Below are 16,984 nucleotides of genomic sequence, written 5' to 3' on the forward strand. Positions count from 1 at the left end.
TAGCCCGGGCCGGCGAGGCTCTCGCCCGGCATGCGCCTGCGGGGGGACGTGGCCCGCCGCATGGGGTTGGGTCGAGCGCGCGAGGTCGCCGTCCGGCGGCGAGGTCGCGAAGCGCGGTCCGCTCCGTCCGGCGGCGGTCCTACCCTGGCGGCATGATGCTCGGAATCGTCCTCTTCGGTGCAGTGTTCCTCGTTGGGCTCGCTCTCGGCACGGTGACGCGCCGGCCGCTCGTGACCGCCTCGATCGTCGTCGCGGCGTTCGTGGCGCTCCTCGTCGCCCAGACGCACGAGCCGTCTGCCGGGTTCGCCGCGTTCGCCCTGATCGCAGTCGCGGGCCTCGTCGTCGACTCGGTGCGGGAGACCGTCGGCATCCTGCTCGGCCGCTAGGTCGATCATCTACGCTCACGGCCACGCCGCGGGCGTGGCGGAACTGGTAGACGCGGCGGGTTTAGGTCCCGCTGGGCTTCGGCTCTTGGAGGTTCGAGTCCTCTCGCCCGCACCTCGGCCTCGAGTGGGACCCGTCCGGCTCCTCCGCCGCTGCGGCGTCGAGCAGCGCGCGCACGGCCGCCACGAGCTCGTCGGGAGGGAACGGCTTCTGGAGGAAGCGCGCGCCCTCGCCCGAGAGCGTCGTCAGGCGCGGGTGGTCGGTGTAGCCGGACATGAACAGCACCGGCAGCCCCGGCCGCTCCTTCCACAAGAGCTCGGCAAGCTCCGGGCCGGCAAGGCCGGGCATGACGACATCGGTCACGAGCACGTCGATCGGCCCGGCGTGTTCGGCGGCGGCGAGCGCCGCCTCTGCGCAGTACGCGTCGACGACCGTGTAGCCGGCACGCTCCAGCACCTTCCGTGCCAGCGTGCGCACGAGGGCGTCGTCCTCGACGAGGAGCACTGTCTCCGTGCCGCCCACCGCCGCGCCCGCAGGCGGCCGGGTGGGGCTCTCCTTCTCCTCCGTGCCGCCGCCCGCGTGGGGGAACGCCACCCGGACGGTGGTGCCGCTTCCAAGCCGGGACTCGATCTCGACGTGGCCGCCGCTCTGCTCCGCGATGCCGTACACGGTCGAGAGCCCGAGCCCCGTTCCCTCGCCCGGGCCCCTTGTCGTGAAGAAGGGCTCGAATGCCCGCGCGCGAACGTCCTCGCTCATGCCGGTGCCGTTGTCGGTCACCGTCAGGTACGCGTAGTCCTCGTCCACGGCACCGGGAGCGCTCGCGGCGACCGTCATGTTGTCCGTGCGGAGCCACAGGCGGCCGCCGTCGGGCATCGCGTCGCGCGCGTTCACGGCGAGATTCATGATCACCTGCTCGACCTGCGTCCGGTCGGCGATGACGGGCCAGAGCGCCGCCTCCAGGACGGTCTCGACGACGACGTCGTCGCCGAGGGTGCGCCGCAGGAGGGGCTCCATCTCGCGCACGACCGCGTTCAGATCGAGCCGCGTTCGCTGCAGCACCTGCCGGCGGCTGAAGGCGAGGAGCCCACGGGTGAGGGCGGCTGCGCGGTCGGCGGCAAAGCGGATCGCCTCGACCTCGGTGAGCGCCGGGTGCCCGTCGAGCTGCCGCAGCGCGAGGTCGGCATGTCCTCCGATCACGGTGACGACGTTGTTGAAGTCGTGGGCGATCCCGCCGGCGAGTCTGCCGAGCGCCTCCATCTTCTGCGCCTGGCGCAGCTGTGCCTCCAGGCGAAGCTGCTCGGTCACGTCGTAGGCCACCACCATCCGCGCGCGGCGGCCGTCGAACGGGATCTCGCTCGAGAAGATGTCGACGTCGATGAGCGTCCCGTCCTTGCGCAGGTGACGCCACGTGTGGCGGCGCGTACGACCGTCGTCGAGATCGTCGACGAGCTTCCGCAACACCGGCACGTCCTCCGCCGGACGGATGTCGGCGATCGTCATCGACGCGAACTCCTCCTGCGTGTACCCGTAGGTGGCAACGGCAGCCTCGTTGACGGTCAGGAACGCGAGCGTCTCCCTGTCGTAGACCCAGGTGGGGATGGGGCTGCCGGTGAAGATGGCGCGGCTGCGCTCCTCGGCCTGGCGCAGCTGTTGCTCCGCCTCGCGCGCAGCGGTGACGTCGACGGTGATGCCCCTCGTGCGCGTCGGACCGCCGTCGGGGTCGATCTCCACGTTGAGGATGTCCTCGAGCCACAGCACGCGTCCCCCGCGCGTGACGAGACGGTACGCGATGCGGTGGAAGCCGCCTTCGGCGAGCGCGCGGGCGCTCGCGGCAAGCGCCGCCTCCCTGTCGTCGGGATGGAGCGCCCGCTCCCACGTCCGTCCTGCGGCGAGCCACTCCTCCACCGAGTACCCGAAGACGTCCTCGACCCGGCGGCTGACGAACGTGACCCGCTCGTCCTCGGCTTCCCAGACGACCGCGTCGAGGTCGTCGACGAGGGCCCGGTAGCGCTGCGTGGCCTCGTGCACGACCGCCTCGGCGCGCCCTCGCTCGATCACGGCGCCGAGCGTGGACGCGATGCCTCGGAGCGTTCGCACCTCGGCATCCTCCCAGCGGCGCTCGCCGACGCAGTCGTCGAAGCCGATGTATCCCCACCATGTCTGCTCGAGCGGCACGGGTACGACGAGGATCGAGCGGATCCCGTCGCGCTGGAGCAGCTCGCGCTCGACGGATGGGAGCTCGGCGGTGACAGCCCGGATCTCGGAGCCTTGCGCGAACGCCGCGCTCCAGCTGTCGAAAGGGAGGAATCCCTGCAGGTGGTCGGCGTCGATGAGCGGCTCGATGCCCTCCGCCGTCCACTCGGCTCGCTGGTAGAGGAGCTCGCCCGCGCGCTCGAACACGTAGGCCCGGCTGCTGCCGGCGGCCTCGCCGACGAGAGCCAGCACCCCGTCGACCGACGCGCGCCAGTCGCGTCCTCTCACGAGCAGCTCGGCCGATTCGGCTGCTGCGAGCAGGAGGCGCGCGTGGCGAACGAGCACACGGTCCTCCTCACGGTGGGCCCGCTCGTGCACGAGCCCATTGTGGGGGTAGGGTCGCGCGCGGGCAAGCGGCAGGCGGCAGCCCGGCGGGAGGGCGCACCCTGTCTGCTTGAATGCCCCCGTGACCGCCCAGGTGGAGGAGCTCGGGGAGAATCGCGTCCGCCTGACGGTGAACGTGTCGCCGCACGAGCTCGAGCATGCCGTCGAGCACGCCAGCAACGACCTCGCCGAGAGCGTCAGGATCCCCGGCTTCCGCAAGGGCAAGGTGCCGATGCCCGTGCTGGTGGCGAAGATCGGCAAAGACCGCATCTGGGCCGAGGCGGTCGACTCGCACATCAGCGGCTGGTTCTGGAACGCGGCGGCCCGGACGCGCCTGCGCCCCGTGGCGCCGCCCGAGTTCGACTTCGAGCTGCCCGCCAGCGAGAGCGAGCCATGGTCGTTCAGCGCGACCGTGGAGGTGCAGCCGATCCCGGAGATCGTCGACTGGACGACCCTCGAGGTGCCGCGCGCCGAAGCGAAGGTGCCGCAGGAGCTCGTCGACCAGGAGCTCGAGGCCTTGCGCCAGACCGTCGCGGAGCTCGTGCCGGCGGACGATCGTCCCGCCCGTGAAGGCGACGCGCTCGTCGTCGACCTCGTGAGCCCGTCGGGAGAGGCCCAGTCGGACACGGTCGTCGAGCTCGGCTCGGGCCGGCTCGTCGAGGAGATCGAACGGGAGCTCGTGGGCGCGAGCGCCGGCGACAGCAAGGAGATCGCATACGAGCTGGCCGAGGGCTCGAGCGCCACCGTGACGGTGACGGTGAAGCACGTGAACGAGAAGGTGCTGCCCGAGATCGACGACGAGCTCGCCCGCGCCGCCAGCGAGTTCGACACGCTTGCCGAGTTGCGCGCCGACATCGAGGGCCGGATCCGCGTCGCGCTGGACGAGGAGATCGAGGCGGCCTACCGCGCCGCCGCGGTCGACACGCTCGTGCGCGCCTCGAAGGTGCAGGCGGCGGGCCCGCTCGTCGAGACGCGGGCGCGCGAGCTGCTCGACGGCTTCGTGCGCTCGCTCGGACGCCGTGGCATCACGCCCGAGCAGTACTTCGAGGCGACGGGGCAGCAGCCCGAGGTGCTCGTTGCCCAGATGCGCGCCGAGGCCGCGCAGTCGGTGGCACGCGAGCTCGCGCTCGAGGCGGTCGCCGAGAAGGCCGCGATCGAGGTCAGCGACGACGACGTCAAGGCGCTGATCCGCGAGCAGGCGGAGGCGTCGGGCGACGACCCGGACGAGGTGATCGCCGACATCTGGTCGCACGGGCACCACGAGACGCTGCGTGAGGATCTGCGCCTGAAGGCCGCGCTCGACCGCCTCGCCGCCGACGTGAAGCCGATCTCGGTGGAGCAGGCGGAGGCCCGCGAGAAGCTGTGGACGCCGGACAAGGAGAACAAGGAGACCGAGAAGAAGTTGTGGACCCCAGGCAGCAAGGAGCCCGAATGAGCCCGTTGATCCCCATGGTGATCGAGCAGACCTCGCGCGGCGAGCGGTCGTTCGACATCTACTCCCGTCTGCTCAACGAGCGGATCATCTTTCTCGGCACACAGGTCGACGACCAGATCGCGAACCTGATCGTGGCGCAGTTGCTCCATCTCGAGTCGGAGGATCCGGACAAGGACATCTCCCTGTACATCAACTCGCCGGGCGGCTCGGTCTACGCGGGCCTGGCGATCTACGACACGATGCAGTTCATCAAGCCGGACGTGTCGACGATCTGCGTCGGCATCGCCATGAGCATGGGCGCGCTCCTGCTCGCCGGCGGCGCGGCAGGGAAGCGGATGGCGCTGCCGAACTCGAAGATCCTGATCCACCAGGTCTGGGGCGGCTACCAGGGGCAGGCGTCCGACATCGAGATCCATGCCAAGGAGACGATCGCGCTGAAGCGGAAGCTCGAGGAGATCATGGCCCACCACACGGGCCAGGACATCGAGAAGGTACGCCAGGACATGGATCGCGACTACTTCATGACCTCCGAGGAGGCCAGGGAGTACGGCCTCATCGACCGTGTGATCGTGCACCGCTGAACTCTGCCGTAGCCAGGCAGGCGATTTCGGAGTAAAAGGAGACGAAGTGGGCCACGACCTCACACAGCTGGGCCTCTCTCGTGCGCGGGGACGTGATCGGGCGGCGTCGCCGCATACGCCCGCGCAGGCGACCGGCAGCGCGGCGAGCGCCGGCAGGGTGACGGTCTAGTGGCACGGGCAAGCGACGGGAACGAGCAGCTGCTGTGCAGCTTCTGCGGCAAGAGCCAGCGGCAGGTCAAGAAGCTGATCGCCGGCCCCGGCGTCTACATCTGCGACGAGTGCATCGATCTCTGCAACGAGATCATCGACGAGGAGCTCACCGCCCCGACATCGCTCGACCTCGACAACCTGCCGCGGCCGAAGGACATCTACACCGTCCTCAACGACTATGTCGTGTCCCAGGAGGAGGCCAAGCGGACGCTGTCGGTCGCGGTCTACAACCACTACAAACGCGTCCGCATGGGGCAGGCCGAGGAGAGCGACGTCGAGCTGCAGAAGTCGAACATCCTGCTGCTCGGCCCGACCGGTTGCGGCAAGACGCTGCTCGCCCAGACGCTCGCGCGGATCATCAACGTCCCGTTCGCGATCGCCGACGCGACGGCGCTCACCGAGGCAGGCTATGTCGGCGAGGATGTCGAGAACATCCTGCTCAAGCTGATCCAGGCGGCGGACTTCGACATCAAGAAGGCCGAGACGGGGATCATCTACATCGACGAGGTCGACAAGATCGCGCGCAAGGCGGACAACCCGTCGATCACGCGCGACGTCTCCGGCGAGGGCGTTCAGCAGGCGCTCCTGAAGATCCTCGAGGGCACGGTGGCGTCCGTGCCGCCGCAGGGCGGGCGCAAGCACCCGCACCAGGAATTCCTCTCGATCGACACGACCAACATCCTCTTCATCTGCGGCGGCGCGTTCGCGGGCCTCGACCGCATCATCGAGCGGCGCATCGGCAAGAACGCCGTCGGCTTCGGTGCCAACGTGCGCTCGAAGCACTCCGACGAGGGCGCCGAGCTGCTCTCCGCGGTGATGCCCGAGGATCTCGTCAACTTCGGCCTGATCCCCGAATTCATCGGCCGCCTCCCGGTCGTGTCGGCGGTGCATCAGCTGCGCCGCGACGACCTCGTGCAGATCCTCACCGAGCCGAAGAACGCGCTCACCCGCCAGTACCAGCGCTTCTTCGGATACGACTCGATCGAGCTCGTGTTCACCGACGACGCGCTGTGGGAGATCGCCGAGAGGGCGCTCGAGCGCGAGACCGGCGCCCGCGGTCTGCGGTCGATCATCGAGGCGGCGCTGCTCGACGTCATGTTCGAGCTTCCCTCGCGCAGGGACGTCTCCAAGTGCGTCATCACGAAGGAGACGATCTCGAAGGGGCTCAAGCCGACGCTCGTCACGAGCGGCGCGTCAGAGCTCGACGAGCTCGACGCGGCGGCCGGCAGCTCCGCCTGACGGGAGGGGAGCGCGAGCCACGGAGCGCGGGCAGCGGCTTCGGGCTGCCCTCGTCGTCGGCGCGACCGAGGCCGGCTGTGGACCCGGCACGCGTGACGCATGCTGGGCGTCGTCGCCGGCGTGCTCGACTTCGCCCGATCCGTGGCGTGGCGTCGCCGTACACTTGGCCGCCATGGAGAAGCTGTACGAGCCCGCTGCCGCGGAGAGGCGCTGGCAGGAGACCTGGGAGCGGGAGGGATTGTTCCGGGCAGGCGCCGGCGCGCGGCGGGACGAGAGCTACGTCATCTGCGTGCCGCCGCCGAACGTCACGGGCGACCTCCACCTGGGGCACGCGCTCAACGGCTCGATCCAGGACGTGCTCGTGCGCTGGCACCGGATGCAGGGATACCGGACGCTCTGGCAGCCCGGCTACGACCACGCGGGCATCTCCACGCAGAACGTCGTCGAGAAGCAGCTCGCGAACGAGGGGCTCACCCGCCACGACCTCGGGCGCGAGGCGTTCGTCGCGCGCACGTGGCAGTGGCTCGAGCAGACCGGGCGCACGATCATGGACCAGTACCGGCGCCTCGGCGCCTCGCTCGACTACGAGCGCGAGCGCTTCACGCTCGACGAGGGGTACTCGCGGGCGGTCGTGGCGTTCTTCGTGCGGCTGTGGGAGCGGGGCTGGATCTACCGCGCGAACCGGATCGTCAACTGGTGTCCGTTCCATCAGACGGCCATCTCCGATCTGGAGGTGCAGCACGAGGAGATGGACGACACCCTCACCTTCGTCCGCTACCCCTTCGCGGACGGGGCCGGCTCCGGTGCCGACGGCGAGGGCATCGTCGTCGCGACGGTGCGTCCCGCCACCATCCTCGGCGACGTCGCCGTCGCGGTGCACCCGGACGACGAGCGCTATCGCGACGCCGTCGGGCGCGACGTCGTCGTGCCCTACGTCGAGCGCCGCGTGCCCGTCATCGCCGACGCGCGCGTCGATCCCGCGTTCGGCTCCGGCGCGGTGAAGATCACGCCGGGGCACGATCCGATGGACTTCGACATCGGCCGCGACCACGGCCTCCCCGAGCCTGCCGTGATCGGCCCGGACGGGCGCATGAGCGACGCCGCCGGTGACCTCGCCGGGCTCACGCAGGCCGACGCGGACGCGGCGATCGTCGCGTGGATCAAGGAGCGCGGCTGGCTCGTCAAGCGCGAGCATTACCGGCACGCGGTCGGCACGTGCGAGCGCTGCCGTTCGCGCATCGAGCCGCTGATCTCGCTGCAGTGGTGGTGCCGGATGGACGAGCCTGCGCGGCCCGCGATCGAGGCGCTCCGCGAGCGACGCGTCCGCTACCACCCCGAGTCGCAGCACCGGTTCGCGATCCAGTCGCTCGAGCAGGCACCCGACTGGTGCCTGTCGCGCCAGCTCTGGTGGGGGCACCAGCTGCCGGTGTGGTACCGGCCCGACGGCGAGCCCATCTGCGCGAGAACGGAAGAGGAGGCGCAGCAGCAGGCGGGCGAAGGAGTGCCGTTGACGCGCGACCCCGACGTGCTCGACACGTGGTTCTCGTCCGCGCTGTGGCCGTTCGCGACGCTCGGCTGGCCCGACGAGACGCCCGAGCTGGCCGCCTACTACCCGGGGAACGTGAGCTCGACCGCCCGCGAGATCATCCGGCTGTGGGAGAACCGCATGATCTGGACGGGTCTCGAGGTGATGGGCGACGTGCCGTTCACCGACGTGATCATCCACTCGACCGTGCTCGCTCCCGACGGGCGCCGCATGTCGAAGAGCCTCGGCACCGGCATCGACCCGATCGAGACGATCGACGCGCACGGTGCCGACGCCACCCGCTACGGCCTGCTCAAGATCTCGTCGACCCAGGACGTGCGCTTCTCGATCGGCGCCATCGAGGAAGGGCGGAAGCTGGCGAACAAGCTGTGGAACGTCGCCCGGCTGATCTTGCAGAACGCCGACGGCGTGACGCCGGCGCTCCACGCACGGGCGCTCGAAGAGCGATGGATCCTGGCGCGCATCGACGCCGCCCGCGCCGAGGTCGAGGAGGCGTGGGGCCGGTTCGACTTCGCGACGGCGACCAACGTCCTCTACCACCTCACGTTCGACGACTTCTGCGACTGGTACGCCGAGGCGGTGAAGCCGCGCCTCTACGACCGCGACGTCGACGCGATCGCGACCGCGCAGGCCGCTCTCGAGCGGTTGCTCACACTGCTCCATCCCGTGCTCCCACACGTCACCGAGGAGATCTGGTCGCACCTGCCCGATCGCCGCGCGCGGCTGATCGTCTCGCCCTGGCTCGAGCCGGACGCGCGCTTCGCGGCCGACGCGGTCGCGCTCGAGCACGTTCAGGAGGCGGCCGTCATGTTCCGGCGCAGCGGCGTCCAGATCGAGCTCGGCTCCGACGACGAGCGGCGCATCTTCGCCGCCGTCGTGAAGCCGGAGCGGCAGAACGCGGCGGGCGACGCGAGCGCCGAGATCGAGCGCCTGCGCAAGGAGATCGCGCGCGCCTCCTCGATGCTCGCGAACGACCGCTTCGTCCGCAATGCCCCGGCCGACGTCGTTGCGGCCGAACAGGAGAAGCTCGCCCGCTACCGGCGTGAGCTCGGGGCCCTCGGCGGCGTGGAGAGCTGAGCGGATATGACCCGCGCGACCCCGGCGCCGCTGTTCGACGTGCCGCCGCACGACATCGCCGCCCGTCGGGAGGCGATCGCCGCCGCGGCGGCCGGCGGGTCGCTCGGGCTCGCGGGCTGAGGCGGGCGGAGGGTCGCGATGGAGTCCGCGCTTTCCTGGCTCGCGTCGCTCAGCCCATGGCCGGCCGACGGCTTCGGGCTCGCGCGCATGCGCGCTCTGCTGGCCGACCTCGGCGACCCGCAGCACGCCTTCGAGGCGGTGCACGTGGTCGGGACGAACGGCAAGTCGACGGCGACCGTGACGGTGGAGCAGCTGCTGCTCGCCGACGGGCTCGTCGTGGGGGCGACGATCTCGCCGCACGTCCGCTCGTGGAGCGAGCGGATCCGCATCGGCGGCCACGCGGCCGACCTCGAGGCCGCGCTCCGGCACGTGCGTCCCGCCGCCGAGCGCCACGAGGCCACGCAGTTCGAGACGATCACCGCGGCCGCGCTGGCGGCCTTCGCCGCCGCGCGCGTCGACGTGGCGGTCGTCGAGGCCGGGCTCGGAGGCCGCCACGACGCCACCAACGTACTGCGCTCGCGTGTCGTGCTGCTCACGAACGTCGGCCTCGACCATACGGACGTGCTGGGCGACACCGTGGAAGCCATCGCGCGGGAGAAGCTCGCCGTTGCTCATGATGACAACACGATAGTGGTGCTGCCGGACGACACGTTCGCCCCGCTCGTCCCCGCCGGCGTCACCGTCATCGGCGGCGCCCGCGAGGCGGCCGAGGCTTTCGCCGGACACCCGCTCGGCCCTGCGCCGGCGATCGTGCTGCCCGGCAGGCTGGAGCGGCGCGGGGCGGAGATCCGGGACGGCGCCCACAACCCCGACGGCGTCGCCTGGCTGCGCGCTCAGCTCGAGGGTGCCGAGCACGTGCTCGTCGCCTCGATCCTCCGCGACAAGGACGTCGACGCGATGCTCGAAGGGCTCGCGGCGCTGGGGAGGACGCTCGTGGCCACGGGATCGTCGAACGCCCGTGCGCTCACGGCCGCCGAGCTCGCGGCGCGAGCGCGAGGACGGTTCGACACGATCGAGGCGATCGACGACCCGGTTGCCGCCGTGGCGCGGGCGCACGCGCTCGGCGAGCCGGTGCTGGTGACCGGCTCGCTCTACCTGCTCGCCGACCTCGAGGCGGCCGAGCCCCGATGAGACGTCGGTCGCGCCTGCGCGAGCGCGTCACCGTCGTCACGTTCGCTCTCGTCGTCGTCGCCGGCGTCGTCGGGGTCGCCTTCGCCGCCGGGTATATCCTCGGCAAGCTCCTGCTCTAGGGATCACCCGTGCCGATCGCCGCCACCGACAGCCTCGTCGACGCCAGCACGTGGGCGGTTGCCCGCAACCTCTCGCTCTTCCTCGTCGTCGTCTTCTGGCTCGCGACCGCCTACTGGGTGCTCGCCGACGCCCGGCGCCGCGTCGATGACCCGTGGCTGGTCGCGACCGCCGGGCTGCTCGGCCTCGTGCCGCCGTTCGTCGGCCCGGTCGTCTACCTCTTCTTCCGCCCGCCGGAGACGATCGACGAGCGCCGCGAGCGCGAGCTCGAGATGCGCGCGATCGAGGCCCGGCTCGCGGAGAGCGACCTCTGCTGCCCCGTCTGCCGTGGTCGCGTCGATTCGTCTTACCTCGTCTGCCCCGTCTGCACCACGCGCCTCAAGCATGCGTGTGCCGAGTGCGGCGCGCCCCTGGAGCCGATCTGGCAGGCGTGCCCGTACTGTGCCACCCCCGTCCCGCCCGCCGCGATCACCGGCGGGGACGCGCTGCAGCCGTTGCGGCCGCGCCGGAGGAGCCGGTAGGCGGAGCCGCTTGGCCGGCCGTGGCATCTCGCCGGCGCTCCGAGCTCCGCTCCGCTCTCGCGGGTGGCCGCTTGCAGGCGTCCCGGGATCATGCGCGGGAGGCACGTCCGCGTCGCGCGAGCGCGCCTCCGCGCGCCACGCCGGGATGGCTCGCGCGCGGGTGCGCGCGGCACGGAGGCCGTTTGCGACTACCCTTGCGCACGCCATGGCTATCGAAACCACACTGGTCCTCGTCAAGCCGGACGGCGTCCGCCGCGCGCTCTGCGGCGAGATCGTCTCCCGCTTCGAGCGTCGCGGCTACGAGCTGCGCGGCGCCCGTCTGCTCAAGGTCTCCCGCGCGCTCGCGCAGCAGCACTACGCCGAGCACAAGGGCAAGCCGTTCTTCGGCGACCTCGTCTCGTTCATCACCTCCGGCCCCGTGCTCGCCCTCGCCGTCCGCGGCGAGAACGCGATCGCCGGCGTCCGCACCATGATGGGCGCCACCAACCCGGCCGACTCCGCACCGGGCACGATCCGGGGCGACCTTGCCACCGAGCTGTCGGAGAACATCGTGCACGGCTCCGACTCGAAGGCGAGCGCCAAGCGCGAGCTCGGCCTGTTCTTCCCCGACGGCCTCGTCTGACCGCGACGATCACGCCCTGGGGACGGCTCGGACGCCGGCTCCTGGGCGTGATCCACGGCTCCGGCGGCCATGGCCCGAGCGAGCCGTCTACGATCCTCGGCGTGACGGAGATCTCCGACGACGCGCGCCGTAACCGCGAAGCGTGGGCGCAGGCGACCACCCGTTCTCCGACTTCGTGACGGCCGAGTGGGCGCGCAGGTGGCCGAGCGAGGAGGTCTGGGTGGCAGAGAAGCGCCGATGACCCTCGTTCTCGCCTCGACGTCGCCGCAGCGGCGCGCGATCCTGGAGCAGCTTCGCATCCCGTTCCGGGTCGTCGCTCCCGCCTACGAGGAGCACGACCCTCCCGACGCAGACCCGGTCGCGCTCGTCCGCGCGCACGCCGAGGGGAAGGCGCGGTCGATGCACGTCGACGGCGCCGTCACGCTCGGGGTGGATACGACCGTCCACCTCGACGGGCGCCTCTACGGCAAGCCCACGGACATCGCGGACGCCCGGGCGATGCTCACGGAGCTCGCAGGCCGTACGCACGCCGTCCTCTCCGGCCTCTGCCTCCTCGGCCCAGGCTTCGAGGTCGTCGAGCACGCGGTCACCGACGTCTCCTTCCGCCCACGTCTCGCGCTCGAGCTCGAGGCGTACCTGCGCTCGGGCGAGTGGGAAGGGCGGGCCGGCGCCTACGCGATCCAGGGCCTCGGCGGGAGGCTCGTCGAGCGTATCGCCGGCGACTACCTCAACGTCGTCGGGCTGCCGGGCGCCCTCCTCGTCGCGGAGCTCGAACGACACGCCCCGAACCTGCTGCAAAATCGGTAGCTAGACTCCGCTCTTCATGAGCTGGTTCAATGCCCTCACCGGCTTCGGCGGCCGTGACATGGCCGTCGACCTCGGAACCGCGAACACGCTCGTCTACGTGCGCGGACGCGGCATCGTCCTCTCCGAGCCGTCCGTCGTCGCGATCGACCAGCGCACCGGCGACGTCCATGCCGTCGGCGTCGAGGCCAAGCGCATGCTCGGCCGCACGCCCGGCACGATCTCGGCGATCCGGCCGCTCAAGGACGGCGTCATCGCCGACTTCGACGTCACCGAGCAGATGCTGCGGCATTTCATCCAGAAGGTGCACCAGCACCGCTTCGCGCACCCCCGCGTCGTCGTCTGCGTCCCGTCCGGCGTCACCGGCGTCGAGAAGCGCGCCGTCGAGGAGGCAACGCTCTCCGCCGGCGCGCGCCAGGCATATCTCATCGAGGAGCCGATGGCGGCGGCGATCGGCGCCGGCCTCCCCGTCGCCGAGCCGACCGGGAACATGATCGTCGACATCGGCGGCGGCACGACCGAGGTCGCGGTGATCTCGCTCGGCGGTATCGTCGTCTCCCAGTCGCTCCGCGTCGGCGGCGACGAGATGGACGAGGCGATCGTCAACCACATCAAGAAGGAGTACAAGCTCCTCGTGGGCCAGCAGACCGCCGAGGAGATCAAGCTCGAAGTCGGCTCCGCCCACCGCCTCAGCGAGGAGGTGCAGGCCGAGGTGCGCGGACGCGACATGCTCACGGGCCTGCCGAAGACCGTGATCATCTCCTCCGAGGAGGTACGGCGCGCCCTCGACGAGCCCGTCTCGCAGATCATCGACGCGATCAAGTCCACGCTCGACAAGACGCCCCCCGAGCTGTCCGCCGACATCATGGACCGCGGCATCGTGCTCGCCGGCGGCGGCGCCCTCCTGCAGGGTCTCGACGAGCGGCTCCGCCACGAGACCCATATGCCCGTGCACCTCGCCGAGAGCCCGCTCACGTGTGTCGCCGTCGGCTCCGGCCGCAGCCTCGAGGAGTTCGAGGCGATCCACCGCTCGAACCGCTCGCGCGCCCGCCGCAACGGCCAGCGCCGCTAGTGCGGTCACGCGGCTGTTGAGCCGCCGCAGAGAACGGCTCGACGCGCTCGTCCGGCGGCGGCGGCCGGTACACTTCCGCCCCAGTGCCTCGTAACCGCACCGCACGAACGGCGGTGCTGGGCGTCAGCGTCCGGCGTCCCGCCACAGGCCAGACCCCCTCACGAACGTCCACCGCGCTGCGGCGGCGGCTTGTCGTGGGCGGGCTCGTCGTGCTCGCGCTCGTTCTCATCACCCTGTCGTTCCGGCAGTCGGGCGACGGCCCCGTCGCCTCCGCCCAGAGCGCGGCCGCCATCGTGCTGCGCCCCTTCACCGTCGCCGGCGAGCGCGTCGCGCAGCCGTTCCGCGACGCCTACGGCTGGTTCGACTCCCTGCTCACGGCGCGCTCCGACGCCAGGAGGCTGCGCGCCGAGAACGAGGCCCTGCGCCAGCAGGTGATCCAGAACCAGTTCGCCGCCAACGAGAGCGCGAAGCTCAAGGCGCTGCTCGACTTCCGCGACGGGCCGCGCTTCCCCGCCGACTACCGGGGGCTTGCCGCGGCCGTCATCGCCCGTCCGAGCGGCGGCTTCACCCAGGACGTCGTCGTCGCGGTCGGCTCCAGCGACGGCGTCACCCTCGACGCCCCGGTCGTCAGCGCCGACGGGTTCCTCGGGCGCGTCACCCGCGTCTACTCGCGCTCGTCGCGCGTCACGCTGCTCACCGACGAGCAGCTGGCCGTCTCGGCTCTCGACGTCAAGACCGGCGCCGCAGGCATCGTCCGACACGGTCGCGCCTCCGCGTCGGCGCTCGTCTTCGACCGCGTGCCGAAGAAGCTCGAAGTCGGCGTCGGGGACACGATCGTGACCGCCGGCTGGCGCTCCAGCAAGCTCGCTTCGCTCTATCCGAAGGGCATCCCGATCGGGCGCGTGACGAGCGTCGGGCAGGCGGACACGGACCTGTGGAAACAGGTGCAGGTGGAGCCGTTCGCCAACTTCGACGCCATCGACGCCGTGCTCGTGCTCGTGCGCAAGGACGCCGCCGGGCCGTGAGCGTCGCCGCCACCAGGATCGCGCCCGTCGTGTTCGTCGTGGCGATGCTGCAGGTCTCGGCGTTCTCGGCGCTCCACGTGCTCGGCGGCACGCCCGACGCGCTGCTCGTCGTGCTCGTCTCGGTGGCGCTCCTGCGCGGGTCGATCGCCGGCGCCGCGGCAGGATTCGTCGCGGGCCTGCTCGTCGACGCGGCGACGCTCGGCACGCTCGGGGAGACGGCGCTCCTGCTCACGCTCGCCGGCTACTGGGCCGGCCGCTACGGCGAGACGACCGGCCGCGGCCGCCGCTACGCGCCACCCCTGGCGGTCGCGGCGATCACCGTGCTCGTGGGGGTCGGCGGCACGACGCTCCACTACATGCTCGGCGACGCGGCGGCGGCGGCGCAGACGCTGGCGCCCGTCCTGCCCGGTCTTGCCCTCAACCTGCTGCTCGCCTATCCGATCCACCGCCTCGTGCGGCGGCTCGTCGGCGAGAGACGGCGCGACGACCGTGTGCGGGGGGTCGAGATCCTTGTCTAGCGCGGCCGTCGCCGAGGTCGATCCACACGGGCTGCCGCGGTGAGCTCCACCACGCCCTACGGTGAGCGGCGCAACGCGTCCCCGCGCTTCCTTCCCCCCGACCCGTCGGTGGCGGCGCCCTACCGGCTCACGCCCGGACTGGCGGTACGCGTCGGCGTGCTCGGCGCGGTGGCGATCGCGGTGTTCGCCGTCCTGTTCATCCGCCTGTGGTCGCTGCAGGTGCTCTCGGGCGACCGGTACCTGAACGCGGCGCAGAACAACCAGCTGCGCACGATCCGGGTGGAGGCGCCGCGCGGTCCCATCCTCGACGCGGGCGGCAAGGTGATCGTCGGCAACGTCCCCGGCACCGCCGTGAAGCTCTGGGTCGGCGACATGCCGAAGAAGGTCGGCCGCTACGCGATGATCAAGCGGCTCGCGTCCGTGCTCGACGTCCCCGTCGACCGCCTCGCCAGGGAAGTCGACGACCGCCGGGTCGACCCGCTCACGCCGATCACCGTCAAGACGGCGGTGCACGAGGACCAGGTCAACTACCTGTTCGAGCACCAGTCCGAGTTCCCGGGCGTGCAGGTCCAGCAGACGTATCTGCGCGACTACCCGTACCAGTCGCTCGGCGCGCAGGTGCTCGGCTACATCGGCGAGATCTCTCCCGACGAGCTCGAGCGCACGCGGCGGCAGAAGCTCGACTACCGGGGCGGCGACAAGATCGGCAAGGCGGGCATCGAGGCGACCTACGACGAGTACCTCCGCGGCAAGCCCGGCGCCGCGCAGATCCGCGTCGACTCGCTCGGGCGCCCGCAGAGCGCGCTCGAGCCGCGCACGGTCGCAAGCCCCGGCAATGCCGTGCGTCTGACGATCGACATCGGCCTGCAGCGCGCAGCCGAGCGCGCCCTGCGCTACGGCGTCGCGCTCGCGCGCCGGAACAAGTCCTACAACGCGAACGGCGGCGCCATCGTCGCCCTCGACGCCCGCGACGGAGCCGTGCGCGCGATGGCCTCCTATCCCACGTACAAGCCGTCCGTCTACGTCGGTCGCATCGACCCCCAGAAGATCGCCCCGCTCGTCGACGACGCGGCCGCGAAGCGGGCGAACTTCCCGGGTCTCAACCGGGTCATCCAGGTCGCCTACCCGCCGGGCTCGACGTGGAAGCCGGTGACCGCGCTCGCCGCCATGCAGGAACACCTCCTGTCCCCGTACGCATCGATCCAGTGCACGCCCACGGCGACCTACGGCAAGGACAAGTTCAAGTTCAAGAACTGGAACCCGAACGTGAACAAGCCGATGACGCTGGCGGAAGCGCTCGCCACGTCGTGCGACACGTACTTCTACACCGTCGGCAACCGCTTCTACGAGCAGGGAGGTGCGTTCCGCTCGCGCCTGCAGGAGTGGGCCACGAAGTTCGGCTTCGGACAGCCGACCGGGCTCGACATCGGCAACGAGACGCGCGACACGATCGTGCCGACGCCGGCCTGGCGCAGGCAGCACTTCAAGACGGCGTGGGACCGGGCCTGGAACCCCGGCGACTCGATCCAGCTCGCGGTCGGGCAGAAGGACGTCACCGTGACGCCGCTGCAGATGGCGCGCTTCTACGCGATGATCGCGAACGGCGGCAAGCTGGTCACCCCCTATCTCGTCTCGGGCGTGGAGCAACCCGGCGCGAACGGCCAGCCGCCCGTGACGCTGAAGCAGTTCACGCCCGATCCGCCGCGGGACGCGGGGGTCGATCCCGGCGCGCTGCAGGCCGTACGCGACGGACTCTACGCCGCCACGCACACGAAGGACGGCACGTCGTCCGGCGTCTTCGGCGCCTTCCCCGTCCCGATCGCGGGCAAGACGGGAACCGCCGAGAAGGTCGTCAACCTGCCGGGATACCCGCCCGGGCACATCGAGGACCAGTCATGGTGGTGCGGCTACGGCCCCGCCGACAACGCGCGGCTCGTCGTCTGCGCCGTGATCGAGAACGGCGGTTTCGGGTCGTCCGCCGCGGCGCCGGCCGCGCTGAAGGTGTTCGAGAAATACTTCAGGGTCAAGAGCGGCGCGCAGCTCCTGGTGAACGTCGATTGATCGC

The 16,984-nt window shown here is 71.1% G+C and carries 14 protein-coding genes, 1 tRNA gene and 1 pseudogene; 15 read left to right on the forward strand and 1 reads right to left on the reverse strand.

From position 1 onward, the window contains the following. The first annotated feature begins 152 nt into the window (after positions 1 to 152). Both Gocc_RS07140 and Gocc_RS07145 read left to right on the forward strand, forming a co-directional pair. Positions 153 to 386 carry a hypothetical protein gene (locus Gocc_RS07140; RefSeq protein ID WP_114795871.1) on the forward strand — a complete coding sequence of 78 codons (234 nt, stop codon included), beginning with the start codon at positions 153 to 155 and terminating at the stop codon, positions 384 to 386. Between the two features lie 28 nt (positions 387 to 414). Beyond that, positions 415 to 498 (forward strand) — tRNA-Leu (locus Gocc_RS07145). A gap of 69 nt (positions 499 to 567) precedes the next feature. Here Gocc_RS07145 and Gocc_RS17075 read toward each other — a convergent pair. Beyond that, positions 568 to 2,955, reverse strand: a pseudogene (locus Gocc_RS17075) (PAS domain S-box protein); the annotation flags it as partial. Positions 2,956 to 3,043: 88 nt separating this feature from the next. Here Gocc_RS17075 and tig point away from each other — a divergent pair. From tig to mrdA, 13 genes are all read left to right on the forward strand, one after another. Next, a complete protein-coding gene (tig, locus tag Gocc_RS07165; RefSeq protein WP_181813451.1) occupies positions 3,044 to 4,396 on the forward strand; it encodes a trigger factor in 1,353 nt (450 codons plus the stop codon). Positions 4,397 to 4,401: 5 nt separating this feature from the next. Then, entirely contained in the window at positions 4,402 to 4,977 is a 576-nt protein-coding gene (gene clpP, locus Gocc_RS07170) for an ATP-dependent Clp endopeptidase proteolytic subunit ClpP (RefSeq protein WP_114796177.1), read from the forward strand. A 168-nt stretch (positions 4,978 to 5,145) separates the two neighbouring features. Then, entirely contained in the window at positions 5,146 to 6,426 is a 1,281-nt protein-coding gene (gene clpX, locus Gocc_RS07175) for an ATP-dependent Clp protease ATP-binding subunit ClpX (RefSeq protein ID WP_114795873.1), read from the forward strand. Positions 6,427 to 6,598: 172 nt separating this feature from the next. Next, positions 6,599 to 9,049, forward strand: coding sequence for a valine--tRNA ligase (locus Gocc_RS07180; RefSeq protein WP_114795874.1), 2,451 nt, complete (start codon positions 6,599 to 6,601; stop codon positions 9,047 to 9,049). Positions 9,050 to 9,187: 138 nt separating this feature from the next. Beyond that, positions 9,188 to 10,240: a bifunctional folylpolyglutamate synthase/dihydrofolate synthase gene (locus Gocc_RS07185; protein ID WP_114795875.1), complete on the forward strand. Its 1,053-nt coding sequence runs from the start codon at positions 9,188 to 9,190 to the stop codon at positions 10,238 to 10,240. After that, entirely contained in the window at positions 10,237 to 10,359 is a 123-nt protein-coding gene (locus Gocc_RS16895; protein WP_281268429.1) for a hypothetical protein, read from the forward strand. The genes Gocc_RS07185 and Gocc_RS16895 overlap by 4 nt, the downstream gene beginning before the upstream one ends. 9 nt (positions 10,360 to 10,368) lie before the next feature. Further along, on the forward strand, positions 10,369 to 10,878 hold the full coding sequence (locus tag Gocc_RS07190; protein WP_114795876.1) for a zinc ribbon domain-containing protein: 510 nt from the start codon (positions 10,369 to 10,371) through the stop codon (positions 10,876 to 10,878). 205 nt (positions 10,879 to 11,083) lie between these two features. Next, positions 11,084 to 11,500, forward strand: coding sequence for a nucleoside-diphosphate kinase (gene ndk, locus Gocc_RS07195; protein WP_114795877.1), 417 nt, complete (start codon positions 11,084 to 11,086; stop codon positions 11,498 to 11,500). 237 nt (positions 11,501 to 11,737) lie between these two features. Further along, entirely contained in the window at positions 11,738 to 12,307 is a 570-nt protein-coding gene (locus Gocc_RS07200; RefSeq protein ID WP_114795878.1) for a Maf family protein, read from the forward strand. 16 nt (positions 12,308 to 12,323) lie between these two features. Beyond that, positions 12,324 to 13,376, forward strand: a complete 1,053-nt coding sequence (locus Gocc_RS07205; RefSeq protein WP_114795879.1) for a rod shape-determining protein — start codon at positions 12,324 to 12,326, stop codon at positions 13,374 to 13,376. A 194-nt stretch (positions 13,377 to 13,570) separates the two neighbouring features. Further along, positions 13,571 to 14,401 (forward strand): rod shape-determining protein MreC, encoded by an 831-nt coding sequence (gene mreC, locus Gocc_RS07210; RefSeq protein WP_181813452.1) that lies wholly within the window; start codon positions 13,571 to 13,573, stop codon positions 14,399 to 14,401. Next, positions 14,398 to 14,919 (forward strand): rod shape-determining protein MreD, encoded by a 522-nt coding sequence (gene mreD, locus Gocc_RS07215; protein WP_114795881.1) that lies wholly within the window; start codon positions 14,398 to 14,400, stop codon positions 14,917 to 14,919. The genes mreC and mreD overlap by 4 nt, the downstream gene beginning before the upstream one ends. Positions 14,920 to 14,958: 39 nt before the next feature. Next, positions 14,959 to 16,980: a penicillin-binding protein 2 gene (gene mrdA / locus Gocc_RS07220; RefSeq protein WP_114795882.1), complete on the forward strand. Its 2,022-nt coding sequence runs from the start codon at positions 14,959 to 14,961 to the stop codon at positions 16,978 to 16,980. Positions 16,981 to 16,984 lie beyond the last annotated feature (4 nt).

Origin of the sequence: Gaiella occulta (genome assembly GCF_003351045.1) — a bacterium.
GTDB lineage: Bacteria > Actinomycetota > Thermoleophilia > Gaiellales > Gaiellaceae > Gaiella > Gaiella occulta.

Coding starts and splice junctions, on each gene's coding strand:
- Gocc_RS07200 (WP_114795878.1), top strand. CDS start 11,738: ATGACCCTCGTTCTCGCCTCGACGTCGCCGCAGCGGCGCGCGATCCTG.
- ndk (WP_114795877.1), top strand. CDS start 11,084: ATGGCTATCGAAACCACACTGGTCCTCGTCAAGCCGGACGGCGTCCGC.
- Gocc_RS07205 (WP_114795879.1), top strand. CDS start 12,324: ATGAGCTGGTTCAATGCCCTCACCGGCTTCGGCGGCCGTGACATGGCC.
- Gocc_RS07185 (WP_114795875.1), top strand. CDS start 9,188: ATGGAGTCCGCGCTTTCCTGGCTCGCGTCGCTCAGCCCATGGCCGGCC.
- Gocc_RS07140 (WP_114795871.1), top strand. CDS start 153: ATGATGCTCGGAATCGTCCTCTTCGGTGCAGTGTTCCTCGTTGGGCTC.
- Gocc_RS16895 (WP_281268429.1), top strand. CDS start 10,237: ATGAGACGTCGGTCGCGCCTGCGCGAGCGCGTCACCGTCGTCACGTTC.
- Gocc_RS07180 (WP_114795874.1), top strand. CDS start 6,599: ATGGAGAAGCTGTACGAGCCCGCTGCCGCGGAGAGGCGCTGGCAGGAG.